This window comes from Millisia brevis NBRC 105863, from assembly GCF_001552615.1.
Lineage (GTDB): Bacteria > Actinomycetota > Actinomycetes > Mycobacteriales > Mycobacteriaceae > Millisia > Millisia brevis.
The window spans coordinates 160,385-184,569 of record NZ_BCRN01000002.1 but is presented as its reverse complement, the minus strand read 5'-3'; the positions used below and the strand labels follow the sequence as shown (position 1 = coordinate 184,569).

Below are 24,185 nucleotides of genomic sequence, written 5' to 3'. Positions count from 1 at the left end.
GGTCGCCGGGCCAGGATGGACCCGACCGAATTCGACAATGTGGTCGTGCAGGGCGAGACCGGAAGCGGAGATGGCGTGATCAAGTTCGACAGCATCGAGCGGGCGGTGTCGGATATCGCCGCCGGCAAGGCGGTGGTGGTCGTCGATGACGAGGACCGCGAGAACGAGGGCGACCTGATTTTTGCCGCCGAGAAGGCGACGCCCGAGTTGGTGGCCTTCATGGTGCGGTACACCTCGGGGTACCTCTGTGTGCCGTTGCTCGGCGACGACTGTGACCGTCTCGGTCTGCCCCCGATGTACTCCACCAATCAGGACAAGCACGGCACCGCCTATACGGTGACCGTCGATGCGCGCGCCAACGTCGGCACCGGTATCTCCGCCGCCGATCGCGCCACGACGATGCGGCTGCTCGCCGACCCGGACAGCCGGGCGATCGACTTCACCCGCCCCGGCCATGTCGTTCCGCTGCGCGCCCGCGAGGGCGGTGTGCTGCGGCGCCCCGGGCATACCGAGGCCGCGGTCGACCTCGCGACGATGGCCGGGCTGCGTCCCGCCGGCGTGATCTGCGAGATCGTCAGCCAGAAGGACGAGGGCGAGATGGCCCGCGGCGAGGAGCTGCGCGTCTTCGCCGACGAGCACGAACTGGCGATGATCTCGATCGCCGACCTGATCGCCTGGCGGCGTCGCCACGAGCGCCAGGTGCGCCGGGTCGCCGAGGCCCGCATCCCCACCCGCTTCGGTGAGTTCCGGGCGGTCGGCTACGACGGCATCAACGACGGTGTCGAGCACGTCGCGCTGGTCCGCGGCGATGTCACCACCGACAACGGCGACGACGTGCTGGTGCGCGTCCACTCCGAATGCCTCACCGGCGATGTCTTCGGCTCGATGCGCTGCGACTGCGGTCCGCAGCTCGAGGCGGCGCTCGAGATGGTCGCCCGCGAGGGCCGCGGGATCGTGCTCTACATGCGCGGTCACGAGGGCCGGGGGATCGGACTGATGCACAAGCTGCAGGCCTACCAACTGCAGGACGCCGGCGCCGATACCGTCGATGCGAACCTTCAGCTCGGACTGCCCGCCGACGCCCGCGACTACGGCCTCGGCGCCCAGATCCTCGTCGACCTCGGCGTCTCGTCGATGCGGCTGCTGACCAACAACCCCGCCAAGCGCGTCGGCCTGGACGGCTACGGCCTGACGATCCTCGAGCGGGTGCCGATGCCGCTGCGCGCCAACGCCGAGAATCTCCGCTATCTGCGCACGAAGCGCGACCGGATGGGCCACGATCTCGTGGGACTCGACGAATACGAGAGGGGTCAGACCCAGTGAGCGCCGAAGGCGAACCGCAGATCGACGTGACCGGCGCGAGCGGACTGACCGTCGCGATCGTCGGAAGTCGGTGGCATACCGAGATCTCCGATGCCCTGGTCGACGGTGCCCGGCGCACCGTCACCGCAGCCGGCATCGAACCGACCGTGGTGCGGGTCGCCGGGGCCAACGAGCTTCCGGTGATCGCCCAGGCGCTCGGTCGCGACCACGACGCGGTGATCGCCCTCGGGGTGGTCGTACGCGGCGAGACACCGCACTTCGACTACGTCTGCGACGCGGTGACGATGGGACTGACCCGCGTCGGCCTCGACCTCGGCAAGCCGGTCACCAACGGCGTGCTGACGGTCAACACGATCGAGCAGGCCCGGGCGCGGTCGGGGCTGCCCGGGTCGGTGGAGGACAAGGGCGCCCAGGCGGCGTCGGCGGCGCTCGACAGCGCCGCCACCCTCGCGAAGCTGGCGGCGGCCGCCCACGACGGCTTCGGGTTCGGCCGATGACCGCGGAGACGGGGCAACGGGTGGGCGACAAGACGTGGGTGTGGTCGGTGAGCTCCAAGCGCACCGCGCGCTACGCGATGGTCGCGGCGGCCATCATCTTCGCGGTGCACGTCGTGCTGGCCTTCACCCTGGTCGACGCCGGCTCCGGTACCGGGGTCTACTTCCGACCGGTCGACCAGCTGGCGATGCTGGCGATCGGTGGCTGCCTCAGCGGCGCGGTCCTGTTGCTGGCCCGGTCGCGGCTGCGGGTCGGGCCGCAGGGGGTCGGGGTCCGCAACGCCTTCATGGAGAAGGTGATTCCCTGGAGCCGGGTGAACGGGCTCTTCTTCGTCGAGGGAGCGTCCTGGGCGCGTATCGAACTGCCCGACGACGAGTACACCCCGGTCCTGGCGATCCAGACCAACGACGGTGAGCACGCCGCCCGGGCGGCGGAGACCTTCCGCGAGTACATGGCCCGGTACACCGCCTCCTGACACGAGCGGTGCACCGCGGGACGGTGGACCGGAGCCGTCGGGGCCGGCGGCTAACCTGGAAGACGTGCCCGATCCCGCTTCCTATCGCCCGGCCCCCGGCTCGATTCCGGTGGACCCGGGGGTCTACAAATTTCGGGACGTACACGGTCGGGTCATCTACGTCGGCAAGGCCAAAAGCCTGCGCAGTCGCCTGAATTCCTACTTCGCCGACATCCTCGCCCTGCACCCGCGGACCCGGCAGATGGTGACCACCGCCGCCTCGGTCGAGTGGACCGTCGTCAGCACCGAGGTCGAGGCGCTCCAGCTCGAGTACAACTGGATCAAGGAGTTCGATCCGCGCTTCAACGTGCGGTACCGCGACGACAAGAGCTACCCGATGCTCGCGGTGTCGATCGGCGAACAGTACCCGCGGCTGTTCGTCTACCGCGGTGCCCGCCGCAAGGGCGTCCGCTACTTCGGCCCCTACGCGCACGCCTGGGCGATCCGCGAAACGCTCGACCTGTTGCTGCGCGTCTTCCCGGCCCGCACCTGCTCCAACGGCGTCTTCAAGCGGCATCGGCAGATCGACCGGCCCTGCCTGCTCGGCTACATCGACAAGTGCTCCGCCCCCTGCATCGGCCGGGTGAGCGCCGACGAGCATCGGGCCATCGTCGACGACTTCTGCGACTTCCTCTCCGGCCGCACCGACCGGTTGATCCGGCAGTTGGACGTGCGCATGCGGGAGGCGGCGGAGGCCCTCGACTTCGAGAACGCCGCCCGGCTGCGCGACGATCTGTCCGCGCTGCGGCGGGCCCTCGAGAAGCAGGCGGTCGTCCTCGGTGACGGCACGAACGCCGATGTGGTCGCCTTCGCCCGCGACGATCTCGAGGTCGCCGTTCAGGTCTTCCACGTCCGTGGCGGCCGGGTGCGCGGCCAGCGCGGCTGGGTAGTCGAGGCGGCCGACCTGCCCGACGACACCGGCGACGACGATCCCGACGACCTCTCCGCCGTCGTCGAGCAGTTCCTCACCCAGTTCTACGGCGAACAGGCCGCCCACGCCGAGGCCGCCGACGGCGCCGGCTCCGGGGCGATCCCGCGCGAGATCCTGGTCCCGCAGCTACCGCCGGACGCCGCCGAGGTCGAACGGTGGCTCGGCACCCTGCGGGGCTCCTCGGTCGTCCTGCGCGTCCCCAAACGCGGCGACAAAAAGGCCCTCGCCGAGACGGTCGCCCGCAACGCCTCCGAGGCGCTCAACCAGCACAAGCTCAAGCGGGCCGGCGACCTGACCACCCGCTCGGCCGCCCTGCAGGGCATCCAGGAGGCCCTCGACCTGGACTCGGCGCCGCTGCGCATCGAGTGCATCGACATCTCCCATGTCCAGGGCACCGACGTCGTCGGCTCCCTGGTCGTTTTCGAGGACGGTCTGCCGCGACGCAGCGATTACCGTCGCTATGCGATCAAGGAGGCGGCCGGGGACGGCCGATCGGACGACGTCGCCAGCATCGCCGAGGTGACGCGCCGGCGCTTCCGGCACTATGCCGCCGACCGGATCACCGTGCCGAGCGAGTCCGGCGCGCCCAAGGCGGACGACCCGGAGAAGGCCGGCGGCAAGCCGGGGCGCTTCGCCTACCCGCCGAACCTCTTCGTCGTCGATGGCGGTCCACCCCAGGTGGCGGCCGCGGCCGCGGTCCTCGACGAACTCGGCATCACCGACGTCGCGGTCGCGGGATTGGCGAAGCGGCTCGAGGAGGTGTGGCTGCCCGGCGAGCCCGATCCGGTGATCCTGCCGCGCACCGGCGATTCGCTGTTCCTGCTGCAGCGCATCCGTGACGAGGCCCACCGCTTCGCCATCGACTACCACCGCAGCAAGCGGTCGAAACGGATGACCTCCTCGACCCTCGACGCGGTCCCCGGGCTCGGCGAGGCACGGCGAACGGCCCTGGTCAGCCGGTTCGGCTCGGTCGAATTGTTGCGCAAGGCGAGCATCGAGGACATCACCTCGGTCCCCGGTATCGGCGAGACCACCGCACGGGCGGTATTGACCGCTCTCAATGGTCCCGCCGACGGTATGAATGGCGCACCCGACGGCGGGCACGATACCGTGCGGTCCGCAGATGAAGATCTACGCCAACCCGAGGTGGCGGGCAGCGCGAACGGTACCGTTGTGCGCGGTACGGGTACGCAATAGGTCGGTCGGCGGGTGGGACCTCCGACCGGGCGGTCTCGGCGTCGACGCGGGGGAGCGGTCGCCGCCGGGCGCCGAGCCGTGGCGAGCGGACGAACAATCGAGCGGGACACGACAGCGGGATACGACATGGAGCGGGGAGGGAGCGCTGTGAGCGAGTGCGGTGCGTCGTCGGCCGTGGTCGCGGCCGGTGCGAATCCGGAGGCCGAGCCGACCGCACCCGATGCCGCGGTGGCCACCGAGTCGGTCGTGCCCGAGATCGAGGTCGCGCTGGTGACCGGGCAGTCCGGCGCCGGTCGGGGGACCGCGGCGAAGGTGCTCGAGGATCTCGGCTACTACGTCAGCGACAATATGCCGCCCGAGCTGGTGACCCGCATGGTGCAGATCGGCCGGGAGTCCACCCCGCCGATCGAGCGGTTGGCCATGGTGGTCGATCTGCGCAGCCGACTGTTCAACGGCGACCTGCCGACGCTCAAGGCCGATCTGGCCGAGATCGGCGTGACCCCGCGCATCGTCTACCTGGAGGCCTCCGACGAGGTGCTCGTCCGCCGCTTCGAGTCGGTGCGCCGCAATCATCCGCTCCAGCATGTGCACACCGGCTCGGTCGCCGAGCGCACCCTCAGCGAGGCGATCGCCGAGGAACGCCGCCTGCTCGCCCCGGTCAAGGGTGTCGCCGACCTGGTGATCGACACGAGCTCGCTGTCGGTCCACGATCTGCGCCGGCGCATGGAGTCCGCCTTCGGCGGTCCCGACTCCGGCCTGGTCGCGGTGACCGTCCAATCCTTCGGCTTCAAGTACGGGCTGCCGCTCGACGCGGATGCCGTGTGCGACATGCGGTTTCTGCCGAACCCGTTCTGGGTGCCGGAGCTGCGGTCATCGACCGGCCAGTCGCCGGAGGTGGCCGACTACGTGCTCGGCGGTCCGGGCGCCCGGGAATTCCTCGAGGGTTACCACCGGCTGCTGCTGCTGACCGTCGACGGCTACCGCCGCGAGGGCAAGCGCTACCTGACGGTCGCGGTCGGATGCACCGGCGGCAAACACCGCAGCGTCGCGATCTCCGAGGCGCTCGCCGGGATGCTCGGCCGCTCACCGGGATTGTCGGTGCGCGTGAGCCACCGCGATATGGGGCGCGAATGACCTCGGCGCCCGAGGGAAGCTCCGCCGCGCCGCGCTCGATCGTCGCGCTCGGCGGCGGCCACGGCCTCTTCGCCACCCTGCGGGCCGCCCGGCTGCTCAGTCCCGACGTGACCGCGGTGGTGACCGTCGCCGACGACGGCGGTTCCTCGGGGCGACTGCGCGCCGAGTTGGATGTGATTCCACCCGGGGATCTGCGCATGGCGTTGGCGGCCTTGGCCGCTGACGATCACACCGGAACGCTCTGGGCCGAGGTCTTCCAGCACCGCTTCGGCGGCCGCGGCGCCCTCGCCGGCCACTCGGTGGGCAATCTGGTGATCGCCGGGCTGATGGAGGTCCTCGGCGATCCGATCGCCGCACTCGACGAGGCGGCCCGCCTGCTCGGGCTGACCGGACGGGTGCTGCCGATGTCGCCGATGCCGCTGACGATCGAGGCGGATGTGCAAGGTCTCGAGGAGGACCCGCGGGTGACAAACGTCATCCGCGGACAGGTCGCGGTGGCCACCACCCCGGGCAAGGTGCGACGGGTGCGGCTCATCCCGACCGACCCGCCCGCGGTGCCGGCGGCGATCGAGGCGATCGAGCGCGCCGACCTGGTCATTCTCGGTCCGGGGTCCTGGTTCTCGTCGGTGATCCCGCACGTTCTGGTGCCCGATCTGCTCGCCGCGCTGTCGGAGACGATGGCGACGAAGGCGTTGATCCTCAACCTCGCCCCGCAGCCCGGCGAAACCGCCGGGTTTTCTGCGGAGCGGCATTTACACGTACTGTCCCAACACGCGGCGCGGTTCACCGTCGACGACATCCTCGTCGACTCGACGACGGTGACACCGGGTGCGGAGCGCGGACATCTCGACCGGGCGGCCGCCCTGTTCGGTGCCGGCGTTCGCTACGTCGACGTCGCCCGAACCGGAACGCATGTCCACGACGAGACGAAGTTGGCCGCGGCCCTCGACGCCCTCCAGGGGCGTCGCGCACGGTCGAGGACGGAGGCTGTGCGATGGCGATGACCGCCGAGGTCAAGGACGAGCTCAGCAGGCTCGAGGTCACCAGGGTCAGCTGCCGACGCGCCGAGGTGTCCGCGCTGCTGCGCTTCGCCGGCGGCCTGCACATCGTCGCCGGCCGGGTGGTCGTCGAGGCCGAGGTCGACACCGGGTCGACCGCGCGCCGGCTGCGCCGCGAGATCTTCGACCTCTACGGCTATCAGGCCGATGTGCACGTCCTGGGCGCCGGCGGTATGCGTCGGTCCACCCGCTACGTGGTGCGGGTCGCCAAGGACGGCGAGACCCTCGCCCGCCAGACCGGGCTGCTCGATCTGCGCGGGCGCCCGGTGCGCGGTCTACCCGCCCAGGTGGTCGGCGGCAGCACCGCCGACGCCGAGGCGGCCTGGCGGGGAGCCTTCCTCGCGCACGGTTCGTTGACCGAGCCGGGGCGATCCTCCGCGCTCGAGGTGTCCTGCCCCGGTCCGGAGGCGGCGCTGGCCCTGGTCGGTGCGGCCCGCCGGCTCGGGATCTCCGCCAAGGCCCGCGAGGTGCGCGGCGCCGACCGCGTCGTCGTCCGCGACGGTGAGGCGATCGGCGATCTGCTGACGCATATGGGCGCCCACGCTGCTCGGCTGAACTGGGAGGAGCGGCGGATGCGCCGCGAGGTGCGCGCCACCGCCAACCGGCTCGCCAACTTCGACGACGCGAATCTGCGGCGGTCCGCCCGCGCGGCCGTCGCCGCCGCCGCCCGGGTGGAGCGCGCGCTCGACATCCTCGCCGACGAGGTGCCGGACCACCTGGCCGCCGCCGGGCGGCTGCGCGTGGAACACCGGCAGGCCTCGCTCGAGGAACTCGGACAGCTGGCCGACCCGCCGATGACCAAGGACGCCGTCGCCGGACGGATCCGCCGGTTGCTGTCGCTGGCCGACCGCCGGGCCCGCGAACGCGGCATACCCGACACCGAGTCCGCGGTCACCGCGGATCTGCTCGACGACGCCTGAGTCGGATTTTTCGCACTGTTCGGCCTGCCGTGGTCGGGCCCTTCGCCGCCCGTTATGTGATGTGCGTCTCCGGTGCCCGGAAGGTGACGGTGGCGACACCATGATCTGGTGCGTTCCGGTACCCGATTCGAACGTTGTGCGATTAGGGTTGGAACTGGTTGATCCAGGCCGGGTCGCTGTCGCCAACGCAACGTCGCGCCCGTCCACTGATGTACACGACGAGCAACTTAGGAGCTAACAGTGACGGTGCGCGTAGGTATCAATGGCTTCGGGCGGATCGGCCGGAACTTCTTCCGGGCGGTCGACGCACAGAAGGCGCTCGGTACCACCGACATCGAGATCGTCGCCGTCAACGATCTCACCGACAATGCCACCCTGGCCCACCTGCTGAAGTTCGACTCGATCCTCGGCCGCCTCGACAAGGATGTCGTCGTCGACGGCGACAGCATCATCGTCGGCGGAACCCCGATCAAGGCCCTCGAGGTCCGCGAGGGACCCGCCGCGCTGCCGTGGGGCGACCTGGGCGTCGACGTGGTGGTCGAGTCCACCGGCATCTTCACCGATGCCGCCAAGGCCAAGGGCCACCTCGACGCCGGCGCCAAGAAGGTCATCATCTCCGCCCCCGCCAAGGGCGAGGACATCACGATCGTCATCGGCGTGAACGAGGACAAGTACGACGGCACCCAGAACATCATCTCGAACGCGTCCTGCACCACCAACTGCCTCGGTCCGCTGGCCAAGGTCGTCAACGACGAGTTCGGCATCGTCAGTGGTCTGATGACCACCATCCACGCCTACACCCAGGACCAGAACCTCCAGGACGGCCCGCACAAGGACCTGCGTCGCGCCCGCGCCGCGGCCCTGAACATCGTGCCGACCTCCACCGGTGCCGCCAAGGCGATCGGCCTGGTCCTCCCCGAGCTCAAGGGCAAGCTCGACGGCTTCGCGCTGCGCGTGCCGATCCCCACGGGTTCGGCCACCGACCTGACCGTCGAACTGGACAAGAAGGCGTCCGTCGAGGACATCAACGCCGCCCTCAAGGCCGCCGCCGAGGGCCCGCTCAAGGGCATCCTGCGCTACTACGACGCGCCGATCGTCTCCTCGGACATCGTCACCGACCCGGCCTCGTCGATCTTCGACGCCGGCCTGACCAAGGTCCTCGGCAACCAGGCCAAGGTCGTCTCCTGGTACGACAACGAGTGGGGCTACTCCAACCGCCTGGTCGACCTGGCGGACCTGGTCGGCAAGTCCCTCTGATCGGAGCGACGACGTGACTGTCCCCACGCTTGCCGAGCTGATCGACAGCGGGGTTTCCGGGCGCACCGTGCTGGTGCGCTCGGACTTCAACGTCCCGCTCGAGGACGGCCGGATCACCGATCCGGGTCGTATCGAGGCTTCGCTGCCGACGATCAATGCTCTGCTGGACGCCGGGGCGGCCGTGGTGCTCACCGCGCACCTCGGCCGGCCCAAGGGTGAGCCGGATCCGAAGTACTCGCTGGCACCGGTGGCCGAGAAGCTCTCCGAGCTGCTCGGTCGCCACGTGCAGCTCGCCGCCGACGTGGTCGGCACCGACGCCCAGGCCCGGGCCGAGGGGCTGACCGAGGGCGACGTGCTGCTGCTGGAGAACGTGCGCTTCGATCCGCGCGAGACCAGCAAGGACGAGGCCGAGCGGGGTGAGCTGGCCAAGGCGCTGGCCGACCTGGTCGGTCCCGGAGCGGCGTTCGTCTCCGACGGTTTCGGTGTGGTGCACCGCAAGCAGGCGTCGGTCTACGACGTCGCGAAGCTGCTGCCGCACTACGCCGGAAAGCTGGTCGCCACCGAGGTCGACGTTCTGAAGAACCTGACCGAGGACCCGAAGCGGCCCTATGCGGTCGTGCTGGGCGGCTCGAAGGTCTCCGACAAGCTCGGCGTCATCGAGGCGCTCGCGCCCAAGGTCGACACCCTGGTGATCGGCGGCGGCATGGCGTTCACCTTCCTTGCCGCACAAGGCTTGTCGGTGGGCACCTCGCTGCTGCAGGAAGACCAGATCGACGTCTGCAAGGGCCTGCTCGAGCGGTTCGCCGACGTCATCCACCTGCCCGTGGATGTTGTTGTCGCCGACTCGTTCTCGGCCGACGCGGAGGCGCAGACCGTCTCCGCCGAGGAGATCCCCGAAGGCTGGATGGGTCTGGACGTCGGGCCGGAGTCGGTGTCGCGGTTCGCCGCGGTGCTCGGCAACGCCAAGACGATCTTCTGGAACGGTCCGGCCGGTGTCTTCGAGTTCGAGAAGTTCTCGGCGGGCACCAAGGGCATCGCCGAAGCGATCATCGGGGCGACGGCCAAGGGCGCGTTCAGCGTTGTGGGCGGCGGTGACTCCGCCGCGGCGGTGCGCACCCTCGGTCTCGACGAGGACGGCTTCTCCCATATCTCCACCGGCGGTGGAGCTTCGCTCGAGTACCTGGAAGGCAAGACGCTTCCGGGTCTCGCCGTCCTCGAGGAGTCGGCTCCGTGAGCGCACGCAAGCGGCTGATCGCCGGCAACTGGAAGATGAACCTCAACCACCTCGAAGCGATCGCCCTGGTGCAGAAGATCGCCTTCGCCCTGCCGGCGAAGTACCTCGAGGCGGTCGACGTGGCGGTGATCCCGCCGTTCACCGATCTGCGCAGCGTGCAGACCCTGGTCGACGGAGACAAGCTGCTGCTCACCTACGGGGCGCAGGACATCTCGGTGCACACCTCCGGGGCGTACACCGGTGAGATCAGCGGGGCCTTCCTGGCCAAGCTGGGCGTCACCTGGGCGGTGGTCGGACACTCCGAGCGCCGCGTCTACCACGGTGAGGACGATGCGCTGGTCGCGGCAAAGGCCAAGGCCGCGTTGAGCTTCGGGCTGATCCCGATCATCTGCATCGGTGAGGGCCTCGACATCCGGGAAGCCGGAACGCATGTCGAGTACAACCTCGAGCAGCTGCGCGGCTCGCTCGCCGGCCTGACCAACGAGCAGATCGCCGGCTCGGTCATAGCCTACGAGCCGGTCTGGGCCATCGGTACCGGCAAGGTCGCGAGTTCCGCGGACGCGCAGGAGGTCATCGGTGCGCTGCGCACCGAGGTCGCCTCAATCGCCGACGCGGAGACCGCCGCGGCGGTGCGCATCCTCTACGGCGGTTCGGTCAAGTCCGGCAATATCGGCGAGATCGTCGCCCAGCCGGATATCGACGGAGCCCTCGTCGGTGGTGCCTCCCTCGACGCGGACGAGTTCGCCAAGCTCAGCGCTCTGGCGGCCGGCCTCTAAGCACGGTTTTCCACCTTTCGCCGCAGCAACCACCCGGTTGCTGCGGCGAAAGTGTTTGTGCGAGTTCGGGGAGCAGCGTCAGTTGACGACAGTGCGCGCTAGGTCGACGAGCGTCTCCGCTCGGCGGACGAGCACCTGGACCTTGGAAGCGCCGACGCGCCGATGGGTGTACTCGACGGTGGATTTTTCTGCGATCAGCTCGCCGAGGGCCCGACACGCTCGTGCCTGTTCGGGGTGGCCGGCCAGGATCTTCTCCAACTCGCGCACGGCCTGGCGATGATCATCGGATTTCGCCGTTCGACCGGTCAACGCGGTTGCGATGGCGTCCTTTGCGCTTATACCGGCGTGGATCGCCATCCCTGCCGCCGGTATCCACAGGCGGTTGTCTTCCTCGTTCTGCGCGGCGAGGAGGAAAGCTTCCGCCTTCTCCAGGTACATGCGGGCCCGGTTTCGATCGTCGGCCTCAGCCATCGACCGTTACCTCCACCCGGCGTACGACATTTCGCGAGATCGGCGCACCGTACAGCGAGAAGCGGTCTCGGATGATGTCCGATACCACCGGTTCGGTGCCGGCGCGGGCGAGTTCCTCGAATTCGTCCACACCGAACACCAGAATGTCGCACGATCCGCCGAAGCGGCGTTCCACTTCTTCGCCGAAGCGCCAACGGCGTTCCCACTCATCGCCGGTCGTGGTCAGGACAGCGAGGTCGATGTCGCTTTCGCGCCCAGCCTCTTTGCGGCCGGCCGACCCGAAGAGAATGACGGATACCACCTCCCGGTCGTCGGCGACCAGTTCGCTCACAACGCTGCGGAGGAGTTCCCTCGGGTCCATCAGCAGCCGAAGAGCCGGCACTGCGATGTGATCGTTGTTGGTCGAGTACATCAAGGCGCGGCCGACGGGCGTCGCCTCAATCACGCCGATGGCCTGCAGGACCTTGAGCGCGGTCTGGACCGTCGCCAAACTGTAGGCGCCGTCGGTGAGCTTGTGGACTTGTCTGCCCGTCAGCGGTGCCCCCGTCCGCAGCAGAATCCTCAGCACGGCCGCCTGTGCTCCGGGGATGAGGCCGCCGAATGGTTCACTCGTGAACATGACCGCCATTCTAGTCATATGACCGTCAGATCAGTCATATGACTGATCTAGCGGTCATACGCGTGTGCGGCGGACGCCGGCGTTCGGGTGAGTGGGCCTCCCGGATCGCGCATATGGGGGACATCTGGGGGTCTTCCCGGAGGTGCCCGGCGGGGTCCGCGGCATAGCCTGAATATATGACCGAGCAGGCTTTTCCCGAACCGCAGTCCGCGTCCCCTCGACCGACCTACCTGCGCGCGACGGATGCTCCGGAGTCCGGCGCCGTGATCGGCCCCGAGATCCCCGCCACCGGCCCGTCGCTGCAGAAGGCGCCGACGTCCCTGCCGACCACCCCTCCCGGCCCCGCCGGGATGCGCGCCTCGACCGCCGACCGCGAACGGGTCGCCCTGGTGCTGCAGACCGCGATGGCCGAGGGGCGGATCACCGCCGACGAACTGTCCGAACGCCTCGGCATCGTCTACCAGGCCAAGACGCTCGGCGAACTCGAGCCGGTCACCCGCGATCTGCCCGCCCACCGACCCCTGGTGACCGAGGTGCCGCGCTCGGCCGTGGCACCGCAGCCGCAGCACATGCCGGCCGGGACCTACACCTCGTCGTCGGCGATCGCGATCATGTCCGGCGTCGAGCGCAAGGGCATGTGGGCGGTACCGGATACCTTCACCGCCGTCGCGGTGATGGGCGGCGCCGAGATCGACCTGACCGAGGCGATCTTCACCGCCGGTGAGGTCACGATCAACGCCTTCGCGCTCTGCGGTGGCATCGAGATCAAGGTCCCCGACGATGTGCTGGTCCAGGAGGACGGCATCGGCATCATGGGTGGCTTCGACAGCAAGGTGCCGCCGACGGGCGACCTGCCGCGGGCGATCGTCAAGGTGCGCGGCCTGGCCCTGATGGGCGGTGTCGAGGTGCGGCGCCTCAGCGACAAGGAACGCCGCAAGCGCGTCCGCAAGCAGGAGAAGCAGGCGCTGAAGCAGCAGCGCGCCGACAACGATTACTGAGCCGACCGCTTCGCCGCGCCGCCCGGGTGACCTTTGTCATCCGGGCGGTGGTCTTTCTCGACAGGACCGGTCACGGCCGACTCACTAAAATCGACACGGCGTTCTCCGCCGAATGGGATACCGATCGTCACCTTCGACGCCGAACGGACCCGTCGTTGAAGGAGAGTCACATGGAGTCGTCGGACGTCATCGTCATCGGGCTGGGATCGATGGGCGGCGCGGCCTGTAATGCGTTGGCGGAGCGTGGATATCGCACCATCGGGATCGAGGCCTTCCAGCCCGGTCACGATCAGGGATCCGCCCACGGCGGTACCCGCATCATCCGGCAGTCCTACTTCGAGGACCCGGCCTATGTCCCCTTGCTGCGCAGCGCATATGACGGCTTCCGCAAGCTCGAACAGGAGTCCGGTCGCGACCTGATGCAACTCTGCGGTGGCATCTATATCGGCGATCCGAACAATACGATCTTCGCCGGCTCCCGCGACGCGGCCATCGAGCACCATCTGCCGCACGAGATTTTGAACGCCGCCGAGATCCGCGAACGCTTCCCGACGATGAACCCGGCCGACGACGCGATGGCCGTCTACGAGCAGAACGCCGGGTACGTACGCCCGGAGGAGACGACGCTGGCCAACGCCGAGGTCGCCGCGCGCAAGGGCGCGATCCTGCGCACCGGCGAGCGGGTCACCGAATGGCACGCGACCGCGGGCGGGGGAGTCGAGGTGACCACCTCGGCCGGTACCTACGGCGCCGACAAGTTGGTGATCGCCCCCGGAGCGTGGGCGCCGGTGTTGCTGAGGTCGTTGGAACTGCCGCTGTCGATCGAGCGGATGGTCTTCCATTGGTTCACCCCGGACTCCTCCGCGGTGCCGATCGAGTACTGGGACGAGTCGCGCCACCCGGTCTACATCGAGGAGACCCACGCCAACGAGCAGATCTACGGCTTCCCGATGACCGACGGCCCGGACGGCGGATTCAAGCTCGGCTTCTTCCGCGTCGGGTCGGTGACCACCGCCGACACGATCGACCGCGAGGTCACCGACGCGGAGAACGAGCGCATGCTCATCCGCGCCCGGGAACTCTTCCCGCACCTCGGGTTGCCGGTCGTCCAGGCGAAGACCTGCCTGTACTCGGTCACCCCGGACGAGCACTTCGTCATCGGCCTGCATCCCGAACACAGCCAGGTCGCGATCGGCTGCGGTTTCAGCGGCCACGGCTTCAAGTTCGTGCCGGTCGTGGGGGAGATCCTCGCCGACCTGGCCGCCCACGGCACGACCGCGCACCCGATCGACCTGTTCGATCCGCAGCGACCGGTGCTGGCCGCCACCGCCGCCTGACCCGCCGCCCGCGGTCTCGCACCGACGCGGCCTCCTGCGGATCCACCGCTCCAGGGTTCCAGGGCTCCAGGGCTCGAAGCGCCAGGGCTCCGACAGACCCTTTCGGGTGATTTCCGAACAAGTGTCGACCCCAGCGCAACCGATTCCGTCGTCTCCCGGTGAAATGCGTTCGAATTGGTCGCCGGGTGTTTGTTGTGCCGAAACCTTGGGCGCACGTCCAGGGGATCGACCGAAAAGTCGGACTTATACCGTGTGGTCAAGAATGGTCGACACGATTTCGGAGGTTCGGGCGACACTTACCAAAACCGCAGGTTGGAACGCTGTTCTAATAGCTCGCTCCCGCAGGGTGGAACGGCGTGTGAGGCGGGTCATAGTTGGTCGACCGGTCTGTATTCGCCGGTCGATAGGAAGTGGAAATCTATTCGTGATATTCCGTATATCTTCTCGGCGACGGTTCGGGTTAATGTAGGGAATCTCGGAATGGTGTGGGATTACTCCGGTCGGCTCTCGCCCGGCCACCCCGTGCCGGGAACGCGATCTCCAGCCTGGATCGGCTGGCGGCACACCGCCCGGTCGCAGGGGGCCCGGGCGGGCCGCACCGATCGATCGGCTAGGCTTGACCAGCCCTGAATTAGTCGACCTTCGTGAGGCAACAGCCCGACATGAGCCTGTTTCTGGACATCCTGCTGGTCGTGACCAGCCTCGGCCTGATCCTGATGGTGCTGCTGCACCGCGGCAAGGGCGGCGGCCTGTCCAGCCTCTTCGGCGGTGGCGTGCAGTCGAACCTGTCCGGTTCGACCGTCGCGGAGAAGAACCTCGACCGCATCACCGTGTTCGTCGGTCTGGTCTGGTTGATCGCCATCCTCGGAATCGGTCTGGAGATCAAGTTCGGCTGATCCGCCGACGAAGACACCCTCGCCTCCCGGTCGAGGGTGTCTTTTGATGTTCGCAATTCCGGCAGGCAGCGGCAGCGCACCCGCCCGCTCGGGCTGCGCACCCCGACGCGCCCGACAATACTGGCCCCTATGGCAACTGATCCCGGCCGCGAGGCCACCGAACCGCTGCGCGAGGACATCCGCCTCCTGGGCGGGATGCTGGGCAGCATCGTTCGTGAGCAGCAGGGTGACGAGACGTTCAACCTGGTCGAAAAGGCGCGGATCGACTCGTTCCGCATTCGTCGCGCCGAGATCGACCGCAGTGAACTGAGCGCCCTGTTCACCGATATCTCGGCCTCCGAGGCGATCGCGGTGATCCGAGCGTTCAGCCACTTCTCCCTGCTGGCCAACGTGGCCGAGGACATCCACCGCGAGCGTCGCCGCCTGGTGCACGTCGCCGCCGGTGAACCGCCGCAGGAATCGTCGCTGGCCGCGACCTACAGCAAACTCGACGACGTCGACCTCGACGGGGCGCGGGTGGCCGATCTGCTGCGCGACGCGCTGGTCTCACCGGTGATCACCGCGCACCCCACCGAGACCCGCCGCCGCACCGTCTTCGACGCCCAGCACCGCATCACCGAGTTGATGCGCGCCCGACCGCGGGCGGTCGATCCGGCCGAGATCGACAGCATCGACACCCAGCTGCGCCGGCAGATCCTGCTGCTCTGGCAGACCGCGCTGATCCGGCTCTCCCGCCTGCGCATCCAGGACGAGATCGAGGTGGGCCTGCGCTACTACGAGATGGCGCTGTTCAACGAGATCCCGAAGATCAACCACGCCGTCCGCCGGGAGCTGCGCAAGCGGTGGCCGGATCGCAACCTGCTGCCCCTGCCGATCGTGCGACCGGGATCGTGGATCGGCGGCGACCGCGACGGCAACCCCTTCGTCACCGCCGAGGTGGTCCACCGGGCCACCGACAGCGCCGCGTCCTTCGCCTTCCGCCGGTACCTCGCGGAACTGATCGACCTGGAGCGCGAGCTGTCGATGTCCGGGCGCCTCGTGGAGATCGACGCCGCGGTCGCGGACCTGGCCGAAGCCGCCGGCCCCGGCACCATCGGATTGGTCGACGAGCCCTACCGGCGCGCCCTGCACGGTATTCGCGGGCGTCTGAGCGCCACCGCTCGGGAACTGCTCGACACCGCCCCCTACGGCACGGTGGACGGCGACTACGCCGTCTACGGCAGCCCGCAGGAGTTCCTCGACGATCTCGACACGATCGACACCTCGCTGCGTGCGCACGGCGACAGCCTGATCGCCGACGACCGCCTCGCCTCGCTGCGCTACGCGGCCGAGACCTTCGGCTTCCACCTGTCCGGGCTGGATATGCGGCAGAACTCCGAGATGCACGAGCAGGTCGTCGCCGAACTGCTCGCCTGGTCCGGGGTGCACCCCGACTACGCGTCGCTGTCCGAGGAGGAGCGCGTCGCCATCCTCGCCGCCGAGCTGCGGACCCGGCGCCCCCTGGTCGGACCGCACGCCCAGCTCAGCGAACTGGCCGAGAAGGAACTCGGCATCGTCCGGGCCGGGGCGGCCGCGATCCAGACCCTCGGCGCCGGCGCGGTACCGAACTACATCATCAGCATGTGCATGTCGGTCAGCGACATGTTGGAAGCCGCGCTGCTGCTCAAGGAAGCCGGCATCCTCGACCCGGGCGACGCGACGACGCCGCCCTCCTCCCCGGTCGGCGTGGTGCCGCTGTTCGAGACGATCGAGGATCTGCAGGGCGGTGCGACCACCCTCCTGGCCGCCCTCGAGGTGCCGGAATACCGCGCCCTGGTCACCGCTCGCGGCGACAACCAGGAGGTGATGCTCGGGTACTCCGACTCCAACAAGGACGGCGGATACCTGGCCGCCAACTGGGCGCTCTACCGCGCCGAACTCGACCTGGTCGAGGCGGCCCGCAAGTCCGGCATCCGGTTGCGCCTCTTCCACGGTCGCGGCGGCACGGTCGGCCGCGGCGGCGGCCCCAGCTACAGCGCGATCCTCGCGCAGCCGGCCGGTGCGGTCACCGGTTCGTTGCGCATCACCGAGCAGGGTGAGGTCATCGCCGCCAAGTACGCGGAGCCGGCGATCGCCTCCCGCAACCTGGAGACACTGGTCGCCGCGACCCTCGAATCGACGCTGCTCGACGTCGAGGGCCTGGGGGACCGGGCGGAGGCCGCCTATGCGATCCTCGACGATCTGTCGGCGAAGGCCCGCGCGGCCTACGGGCGGCTGGTGCACGAGACGCCGGGATTCGTCGAGTACTTCCGCATGTCGACCCCGGTGGCCGAGATCGGCGAACTCAACATCGGCAGCCGGCCGGCCTCCCGCAAGCCGACCGCCTCGGTCTACGACCTGCGGGCGATCCCGTGGGTGATGGCGTGGAGCCAGTCGCGAGTCATGCTGCCCGGCTGGTACGGCACCGGAGCGGCGTTCGAGGAGTGGATCGACGAGGCGGGACCCGACGGCGCCGAGGAGCGGCTCGCGCAATTGCGCGAGCTCTACGAGACCTGGCCGTTCTTCCGCACCGTGCTGTCGAACCTGGCGCAGGTGATGAGCAAGTCCGACCTGGGGCTCGCCGCCCGCTACGCCGAGCTGGTGCCGGATGTCGAACTGCGCACCAAGGTCTTCGGGATGATCGAGCAGGAACACGAGCGGACCATCCGGATGTACCTGGCGATCACCGGGTACGACGATTTGCTCGCGGACAACCCGGCGCTGGCCCGGTCGTCGCACAACCGCTTCCCCTACCTCGAGCCGCTCAACCACCTGCAGGTCGAACTGCTGCGGCGGTATCGCGCCGGCGACGAGGAGGACCTGGTCAAGCGGGGCATCCTGTTGACGATGAACGGTCTGGCCACCGCGCTGCGCAATAGCGGTTAGACCTGAAGAGGGTCGACACGCGCATCGCCGATCGGTTCGCACACCGTCCACCCGGACGGCGGTGCGGACCGATCGGCGTTTATCCCTGTGTGCTCAGCTTCCGAACGGGAGGGTGCCCGGCTCGATGTGGTAGCCACTGCTGCCGGCGGAGCCGGTGCCCAGGACGTCGAGCAGGAAGTTGACGATGAGGGTGATCATCGGCGGAGTACTCCTTTGAACGGGGACAGGGTCGGTCCGTGACGGTACACCCGAACCCATCCACGAAACCCGGGGGTGAGCGCGGCGGTCCGGATCGCCCGATTGGTTGCGGCCGGGCTTGACCCGGTTCCGAGAACCGGGTGTTCCCTGGAGGTCGACGTGTCATCGCGCGTCGCCGCCCTCGATCCCGCGTGGGCCGGCAGCGCGGTCGGGTGACGGAATTTCGACCCGGAAGCAGGAAGCCAGTGGAGGCAAGCGCAGAGCAGCCCGAGCCGATCGGCGCCGGCGGCCCGACGGGCGCAGACAGCCCCACGGGCGACGTCGGCCCGGGCTCCCGGGGTCGCCGTATCCGCGCCCGGGTACTGCGCCGATGGCTCCCGGTGGTGCCGATCGCCGTGGTGGCCGGCGCGCTCGCCTGGCTCAACCGCACCCCGTGGTGGGGCTGGCTGCTGGTCGCGGTGCTGGTGGTGGCCCTCGGGGTAACCGCGCGGTGGTGGGCACGCGGGCACATCCTGGTGCGGATCACCGCGTGGCTGGTCGCCGGCGCTCTGGTCTGCGCCACGGCAGTGATGGCCCATCCGTCCCCGCAGGTCCGCGTGGCCGGTGGTGAGGACCGCAGCCCCACCGAGCCGGTGTCGACCGGACAGGGGCCGGTCACCGGTGTGCGCAGCGATGACGGCGCGGTCGAGATCTTCGCGGGCATCCCGTACGCCCAACCCCCGGTGGGTGACCTGCGTTGGCGGGCGCCACAGCCGCCGTCGCCGCGTGCCGACGTGCTCGTTGCCGATCACTTTTCGGCTGTACCGATTCAGGGGACGTCGACGTTCTTCACCCGTGCGCTGTCCCAACTCGTCGAGGTCCCGCTGGAGGACACCTTCCTCAACCCGTACCCGGTGAGCGAGGACAGTCTGACCCTGAACGTGTGGCGTGCGACCGAACGCGGTCCCGATCCGCTGCCGGTCCTCGTCTACATCCCGGGTGGTGGCTTCGCCACCGGCTCCGGTGCATTGCCGCTGTACGACGGCGCCGCCCTCGCCGCGCGCGGCGAGGCTCTCACCGTCTCCATCAACTACCGGCTCGGCGTTATGGGCTTCCTGTCCCACCCCGACCTGGCCGCCGAATCCGGATACGCCGCGTCGGGCAACTACGGCATCCTCGACCAGATCGCCGCGCTGCAGTGGGTGCGCGACAATATCGCCGCTTTCGGGGGTGACCCCGAACGGGTGACGATCGCCGGGGAGTCGGCCGGTGGCGAGAGCGTCTGCCTCTTGGGCGCCACCCCGCTCGCCGCGGATCTGGTCGACGGCATCATCGCCGGCAGCGGTGCCTGCATGGGAACCGCCGGCACCACCGCCGACGGCGACCAGACCGACACCCGCGAGGCCGCCGAGGAGGCGGGACGGCGGCTGAGCGAACAGTTGGGCGGGGTGACCATCGACCGGATGCGCGAGATGCCGGTCGACCGGATCGTGGAGGCGGCCGGCTCGCTCGGTTCGCACTGGCGCCCCTCGGTGGACGGATACGTTTTCGCGCAGCCGCCGGCGCTGATCCACGCGACCGGAGCGCAGCTGGATGTGCCGATTCTGGTCGGCAGCAATGCCGACGAGACGTCGCTGGCCCTCGCCGACCCGCCGGACACCGATATCGACGCGTACCGGGCGTCGGTGCGCGAGAGATATGGTGCCGATTCCGATCGCTTCCTCGAGCTGTACCCCGGCGACACCGAGGAACAGGTGCTCGATTCGTTGCTGCGGGCCGATACCGACAAGGTGATGACCCGCGCGATGTACCGCTGGGCGAACCTGCGCACCGCGACCGGCACGTCCGATGCGTACCTCTACTTCTTCACACACACCCCACCCGGGGAAGGTCTCGAACGGTACGGGGCCTACCACGGCGCCGAGGTCGGGTACGCCTACGACAACCTCGGCGCCGTCGGAGGCGGAGCCGACCCCGCATTTGTAGGCGGAGCCGACCTCGCATCCGGAGGCGGAGCCGACTCGGGCTATACGGGCGACGACTACCGGTTGCGCGACGTGATGAGCGGCTACTGGTTGAACTTCGTGCGCACCGGCGACCCGAACGGTGCCGGGCTTCCGGCGTGGCCGAGGTTCGTCGACGCCCCGGAACGGGTCATGGAGTTCTCCGGGACCGGCGCGGCGTTGGCCGACCGGCCGCGTCCGGAGGCGATCGATTTCTGGATGACCTACGACGGCCCGATCCCCTGAGGGGCGGCCGGCCGCTTCGCCCGGACTGCGGCGGGGGTGGCCATGTCGAGCTGCGCCCGGTCGGACTCGGACAGCCGCGCGGCGACCGACTCGCAACCGGCGGCTGTGTCGGCGGGCGCACCGTCCCGCAACAGCGCGGCGACCCCGGCCCGCGCCCCCTGCAGCCGCCGGATCGTGGCGGCGAGAGTGGCGTCGAGGTCGCGCAGCGCGTCGGCGGTGCCCGCACGGTCGGCCTCGAGTTCGGCGATGCGGGCGAGTGGCATTCCCAACTCGGCCAGCTGTCGGATCCGCAGCAGCCGGACCAGTTCCGGCATCCCGTACTGCTTGTACCCGTTGTGCCGACGTTTCGGTTCGTCGAGCAGTTCGAGCCGGTGATAGTGCCGGATCGTGTTGACCGTGGTGCCCGCGACGTCGGCGAGCTCGCGAGTACTCCAGGACACCGTCAGTCGACCGCCGTCCGGGTGGGGGCGTCGACCCGACTTCGCGGTGCGGTGCGCGCGCCCAGGAAGGCCAGCAGTTCGGTGGTGACCTCGTCGGCGTGCGTCCACAGCAGGCCGTGCGGCGCACCCTCGATCTCGACGTAGCTCGCATCCGGCAGAGCGCGTCGGAAGCGACGGGCGGTGGCGTCGATCGGCAGAATCCGGTCGGCGGTGCCGTGCAGGATCAGCGCCGGAACCCCGCTCGCCCGGACCGCTTCGATGTCGCCGCGGAAGTCCTCGATCCACGAGGAGACGACGGCGTACGCCGCGGCCGGGGCGCTCGAGACCGCGACATTCCAACTGCCGGTGACCGCTTCGCGGCCGATCCGGGTGCCGAGGGTCTCGTCGAGGTTGTAGAAGTTCGCGAAAAACTCCTCGTACCAGGCGAAGCGGTCGCGACGGGCCTTGGCGGCGATGTCCTCGAAGACCTCCGCCGGCACCCCTTCGGGGTTGTCGTCGCGCGCGACGAGGAAGGGTTCCAGGGAGGCGAGGAAGGCGAGCTTGGCGACCCGCTCGGCGCCGTACCGGGCGACGTAACGGGCGAGTTCGCCGGTGCCCATCGAGAATCCGACGAGCACGATGTCCCGGAGGTCGAGGGTGTTCACGACGGTGTTCAGATCTGCCGCGAAGGTGTCGTAGTCGTAGCCGGTCGCGACCTTCGACGACCGACCGAACCCCCGCCGGTCGTAGGTGATGACCCGGTACCCGGCGGTGAGCAGTTCCCGAGTCTGGTGCTCCCAGCTGTGGCCGTTGAGCGGATACCCGTGGATGAGAACGACGGGCTGACCCGTTCCCTGATCCTCGTAGTAGATCTCGATCGGCGTGCTGTTCTCCACGCCAACGGTGATGAGGCCCATGGTTTATCCCTCTTCGATGCGAACCTGCGGACGGATGTCGTGCGGCGCCCGACGTTCGTGTCGGTGCCGCGTCCCCAGATTCGCACCGGCGACATGTCGTTCGCGTCGGTGGAAACCACCTAGATCGGCGCGTCCGCCGGGATCGGTGGAACTCAGCCCGCCGTCGTGGTTTCCGCGCGTGACTTGATGCCACGCAGCATCTTCCTGAGCATGGCGAAGTCCCCGAACTCCATCAGGAATAGACCCAGCAGAGCGTCCAGGGGAGCACTTCGCCAATTCCGCGCGGCGTGGATACGGGTGATCAGTCGCGTTCCACCGCCGGCCGTAGGCGTCAGCAGCCATACCCAGGTGCTGTCCGGCTTGGACCAGAGCAGCCATCGGTGGACGTCGAAGGCCGCCACCACGAACGCGGTGCGTTCGGTCGGGGTCGACGGTGCCATCGGAACCCACTGTCCGACCACGAGATCCTGCCACTCGGGCCGGATCGTTGTCGCGCTCGGCCGGCCGAGATTGTCGAGGAGATCGTGGCTGTAGTAGCCCGCCCGGCCGCAACCAACCTGTACGAGCCAGGGCCAGACCGCTTCCGGGGGTGCGCCGATGGTGATCGCCCGCGTCGAGCGGTATTGCGCCTCAAGCAGTTGGTCATCGCCGGGGAGTTCCATCGCGACCTCGGCATCGGTCGCTCCCCAGCGAAGATGGCGGCGGCGGTACAGCGGAGCGGTCGCGAACGTGGGGAGATCCGCAAGGAGTTGGGCGATCTCGGTCGCGCGGACGCGCCGGGAGCGGGATCCGGAGTCAGGGGGCACGGCGCTCTCCTCGGGCGGTACGGCGCTTGATCGACCCGGGCCGCCCCCGCGGCACCGTTGGTCGGCACGACGATACCGCAGTGGTTTCGGCCTCCCGGTCGATGGATAATTGCGCCGGCACATACCCGGTCGGGCGGGCCGGGAACACCGAACGGGAGCGGGACACTGGCCGATCTGTTGGGTAGGCACCTCGAGCGTGCTGCGGTCGGTCGCTTGCTGTCCGGGGCGGGCGAGGGTCACAGCGGTGTGCTGGTTGTACGAGGGGAAGCCGGGATCGGCAAGACCGCACTGCTCGACCATGCGCGGGACGAGGCGGGTCGCAACGGCTTCACCGTGATATCCATCTGCGGGGTGGAGTCGGAATCGCAGTTCGCCTTCGCCGGGCTCTATCAACTGTGTACCCCGCTGTTGGAGGGCACCGCGGCCCTGCCCGAACCGCAGCAGGCGGCGCTCGGCGTAGCGTTCGGCAGCCGCAGCGGTCCCGCCCCCGACCGATTCCTGGTCGGCCTGGCGATCCTGACTCTGCTGGCCGAGGCCGCCGAGACGGCGCCGTTGCTCTGCGTCGTCGACGACGCCCAGTGGCTCGATCAGGTTTCCGCGCAGGTGTTGGCCTTCGTGGCGCGGCGGGTGAGCGCGGAGCGATTGGTGCTGCTGTTCGCGCTGCGCGACTCGGCGGACAGCGACGGACATCCCTTCGTCGGGCTGCCGGAGTTGCGGCCGACCGCCCTCGGGGATGCGGATGCCCGCACGCTGCTCGCCGGAGCGGTTCGCGCGCCTCTGGACGATGACGTGCGCGACCGGATCATTGCCGAGGCGCGCGGAAACCCATTGGCGCTGCTGGAGTTACCCGCCGGTGCGCCTCCCGCCGGGTTGGCCGGCGGATTCGATCTACCCGACCCGCGCAGCATCCCGCATCGCATCGAGGACAGTTTCCGGCGGCGGTCGAGCAGCCTTCCGGAGGACACCCGGCTGTTGCTGCTGGTCGCCGCGGCCGAACCGACCGGCGAGGCCGGCTTGTTGTGGCGGGCGGCCGCCGAGTTGGGTATCGATCCGGGGGCGGCCGAACCCGCGGAGGGTGCCGGCCTGATCGAGATCGATACCCGGGTGCGGTTCCGTCACCCGCTCGTGCGTTCCGCGGTGTACGGGGCGGCGCCGCCGGCCGATCGTCGTCGTGTCCACGGGGCCCTGGCGGCAGCGACCGACCGGTATCTGGAGCCGGATCGGGTGGCCTGGCACCGCGCCCGATCGGTACCCGGATGCGACGAAGAGGTCGCCGCCGAACTGGAGCGCTCGGCGGGCCGCGCCCGGGCCCGTGGCGGGGTGGCCGCGTCGGCTGCGTTCCTGCAGCAGGCCGCGGAGTTGTCGCCCGACCCGGCGCGTCGCGCGCGCCGCGCCCTCGAGGCCGGATACGCCAAACAGGAGGCCGGCGCCTCCGAGGCCGCCCGCGAACTGGCCGATCTGGCCGCCGCCGGACCGCTCGACACCCTGCAGCGGGCCCGCCTGCAACTGCTGCGGGCACAGATCGCGTTCCACCGGACCCGCGGCAGCGAGGT

The 24,185-nt window shown here is 69.3% G+C and carries 20 protein-coding genes and 1 pseudogene; 16 read left to right on the top strand and 5 right to left on the bottom strand.

Annotated features, from left to right (window positions below):
- The first annotated feature begins 75 nt into the window (after positions 1-75).
- From MB1_RS03585 to tpiA, 10 genes are all read left to right on the top strand, one after another.
- The gene (locus MB1_RS03585) at positions 76-1,323 is read left to right on the top strand and encodes a bifunctional 3,4-dihydroxy-2-butanone-4-phosphate synthase/GTP cyclohydrolase II (RefSeq protein WP_066904177.1); all 1,248 of its coding nucleotides are present in this window, start codon (positions 76-78) and stop codon (positions 1,321-1,323) included.
- Positions 1,320-1,820, top strand: a complete 501-nt coding sequence (gene ribH / locus MB1_RS03580) for a 6,7-dimethyl-8-ribityllumazine synthase (protein WP_066903754.1) — start codon at positions 1,320-1,322, stop codon at positions 1,818-1,820. Before MB1_RS03585 ends, ribH begins: the two co-directional genes overlap by 4 nt.
- Positions 1,817-2,293: a PH domain-containing protein gene (locus tag MB1_RS03575; RefSeq protein WP_066903752.1), complete on the top strand. Its 477-nt coding sequence runs from the start codon at positions 1,817-1,819 to the stop codon at positions 2,291-2,293. Before ribH ends, MB1_RS03575 begins: the two co-directional genes overlap by 4 nt.
- A 64-nt stretch (positions 2,294-2,357) precedes the next feature.
- Positions 2,358-4,460, top strand: a complete 2,103-nt coding sequence (gene uvrC, locus MB1_RS03570; RefSeq protein WP_084350767.1) for an excinuclease ABC subunit UvrC — start codon at positions 2,358-2,360, stop codon at positions 4,458-4,460.
- A 147-nt stretch (positions 4,461-4,607) separates the two neighbouring features.
- Positions 4,608-5,594, top strand: a complete 987-nt coding sequence (gene rapZ, locus MB1_RS03565; protein WP_439646918.1) for an RNase adapter RapZ — start codon at positions 4,608-4,610, stop codon at positions 5,592-5,594.
- A complete protein-coding gene (locus tag MB1_RS03560; protein WP_066903750.1) occupies positions 5,591-6,598 on the top strand; it encodes a gluconeogenesis factor YvcK family protein in 1,008 nt (335 codons plus the stop codon). Before rapZ ends, MB1_RS03560 begins: the two co-directional genes overlap by 4 nt.
- Positions 6,589-7,572, top strand: a complete 984-nt coding sequence (gene whiA, locus MB1_RS03555; RefSeq protein WP_066903748.1) for a DNA-binding protein WhiA — start codon at positions 6,589-6,591, stop codon at positions 7,570-7,572. The genes MB1_RS03560 and whiA overlap by 10 nt, the downstream gene beginning before the upstream one ends.
- 240 nt (positions 7,573-7,812) lie before the next feature.
- The gene (gene gap, locus MB1_RS03550; protein ID WP_066903746.1) at positions 7,813-8,829 is read left to right on the top strand and encodes a type I glyceraldehyde-3-phosphate dehydrogenase; all 1,017 of its coding nucleotides are present in this window, start codon (positions 7,813-7,815) and stop codon (positions 8,827-8,829) included.
- Positions 8,830-8,842: 13 nt separating this feature from the next.
- On the top strand, positions 8,843-10,063 hold the full coding sequence (locus MB1_RS03545; RefSeq protein WP_066903744.1) for a phosphoglycerate kinase: 1,221 nt from the start codon (positions 8,843-8,845) through the stop codon (positions 10,061-10,063).
- Positions 10,060-10,839: a triose-phosphate isomerase gene (gene tpiA, locus MB1_RS03540; protein ID WP_084350763.1), complete on the top strand. Its 780-nt coding sequence runs from the start codon at positions 10,060-10,062 to the stop codon at positions 10,837-10,839. Before MB1_RS03545 ends, tpiA begins: the two co-directional genes overlap by 4 nt.
- Before the next feature lie 78 nt (positions 10,840-10,917).
- Here the strand turns inward: tpiA and MB1_RS03535 are convergent, their stop codons facing one another.
- Both MB1_RS03535 and MB1_RS03530 read right to left on the bottom strand, forming a co-directional pair.
- Positions 10,918-11,310, bottom strand: a complete 393-nt coding sequence (locus MB1_RS03535) for a hypothetical protein (protein ID WP_066903742.1) — start codon at positions 11,308-11,310, stop codon at positions 10,918-10,920.
- Positions 11,303-11,929, bottom strand: a complete 627-nt coding sequence (locus MB1_RS03530; protein ID WP_084350890.1) for a nucleotidyltransferase domain-containing protein — start codon at positions 11,927-11,929, stop codon at positions 11,303-11,305. Before MB1_RS03530 ends, MB1_RS03535 begins: the two co-directional genes overlap by 8 nt.
- 176 nt (positions 11,930-12,105) lie before the next feature.
- Here MB1_RS03530 and MB1_RS03525 point away from each other — a divergent pair, with 176 nt between their 5' ends.
- From MB1_RS03525 to MB1_RS03505, 5 genes are all read left to right on the top strand, one after another.
- Complete coding sequence (locus MB1_RS03525; RefSeq protein ID WP_245650011.1) at positions 12,106-12,927, top strand: DUF1707 SHOCT-like domain-containing protein; 822 nt, start codon at positions 12,106-12,108, stop codon at positions 12,925-12,927.
- 170 nt (positions 12,928-13,097) lie between these two features.
- On the top strand, positions 13,098-14,264 hold the full coding sequence (solA, locus tag MB1_RS03520) for an N-methyl-L-tryptophan oxidase (RefSeq protein ID WP_066903738.1): 1,167 nt from the start codon (positions 13,098-13,100) through the stop codon (positions 14,262-14,264).
- Between the two features lie 662 nt (positions 14,265-14,926).
- On the top strand, positions 14,927-15,160 hold the full coding sequence (gene secG / locus MB1_RS03515; RefSeq protein ID WP_066903736.1) for a preprotein translocase subunit SecG: 234 nt from the start codon (positions 14,927-14,929) through the stop codon (positions 15,158-15,160).
- Positions 15,161-15,289: 129 nt separating this feature from the next.
- A complete protein-coding gene (gene ppc, locus MB1_RS03510) occupies positions 15,290-18,064 on the top strand; it encodes a phosphoenolpyruvate carboxylase (protein WP_066903734.1) in 2,775 nt (924 codons plus the stop codon).
- 443 nt (positions 18,065-18,507) lie between these two features.
- The gene (locus MB1_RS03505) at positions 18,508-20,490 is read left to right on the top strand and encodes a carboxylesterase/lipase family protein (RefSeq protein ID WP_066903732.1); all 1,983 of its coding nucleotides are present in this window, start codon (positions 18,508-18,510) and stop codon (positions 20,488-20,490) included.
- On the opposite strand, the gene MB1_RS03500 is transcribed toward MB1_RS03505, so the two are convergent.
- From MB1_RS03500 to MB1_RS03490, 3 genes are all read right to left on the bottom strand, one after another.
- The gene (locus tag MB1_RS03500; protein WP_066903730.1) at positions 20,469-20,930 is read right to left on the bottom strand and encodes a MerR family transcriptional regulator; all 462 of its coding nucleotides are present in this window, start codon (positions 20,928-20,930) and stop codon (positions 20,469-20,471) included. The two genes, MB1_RS03505 and MB1_RS03500, sit on opposite strands and share 22 nt — an antisense overlap.
- Positions 20,931-20,932: 2 nt before the next feature.
- On the bottom strand, positions 20,933-21,826 hold the full coding sequence (locus tag MB1_RS03495; protein WP_066903729.1) for an alpha/beta fold hydrolase: 894 nt from the start codon (positions 21,824-21,826) through the stop codon (positions 20,933-20,935).
- 152 nt (positions 21,827-21,978) lie between these two features.
- Entirely contained in the window at positions 21,979-22,632 is a 654-nt protein-coding gene (locus tag MB1_RS03490) for an SRPBCC family protein (RefSeq protein WP_245650010.1), read from the bottom strand.
- Between the two features lie 57 nt (positions 22,633-22,689).
- On the opposite strand from MB1_RS03490, the pseudogene MB1_RS26895 reads away from it, so the two are divergent.
- Positions 22,690-23,223 (top strand): annotated as a pseudogene (locus tag MB1_RS26895) (AAA family ATPase); the annotation flags it as partial.
- Positions 23,224-24,185 lie beyond the last annotated feature (962 nt).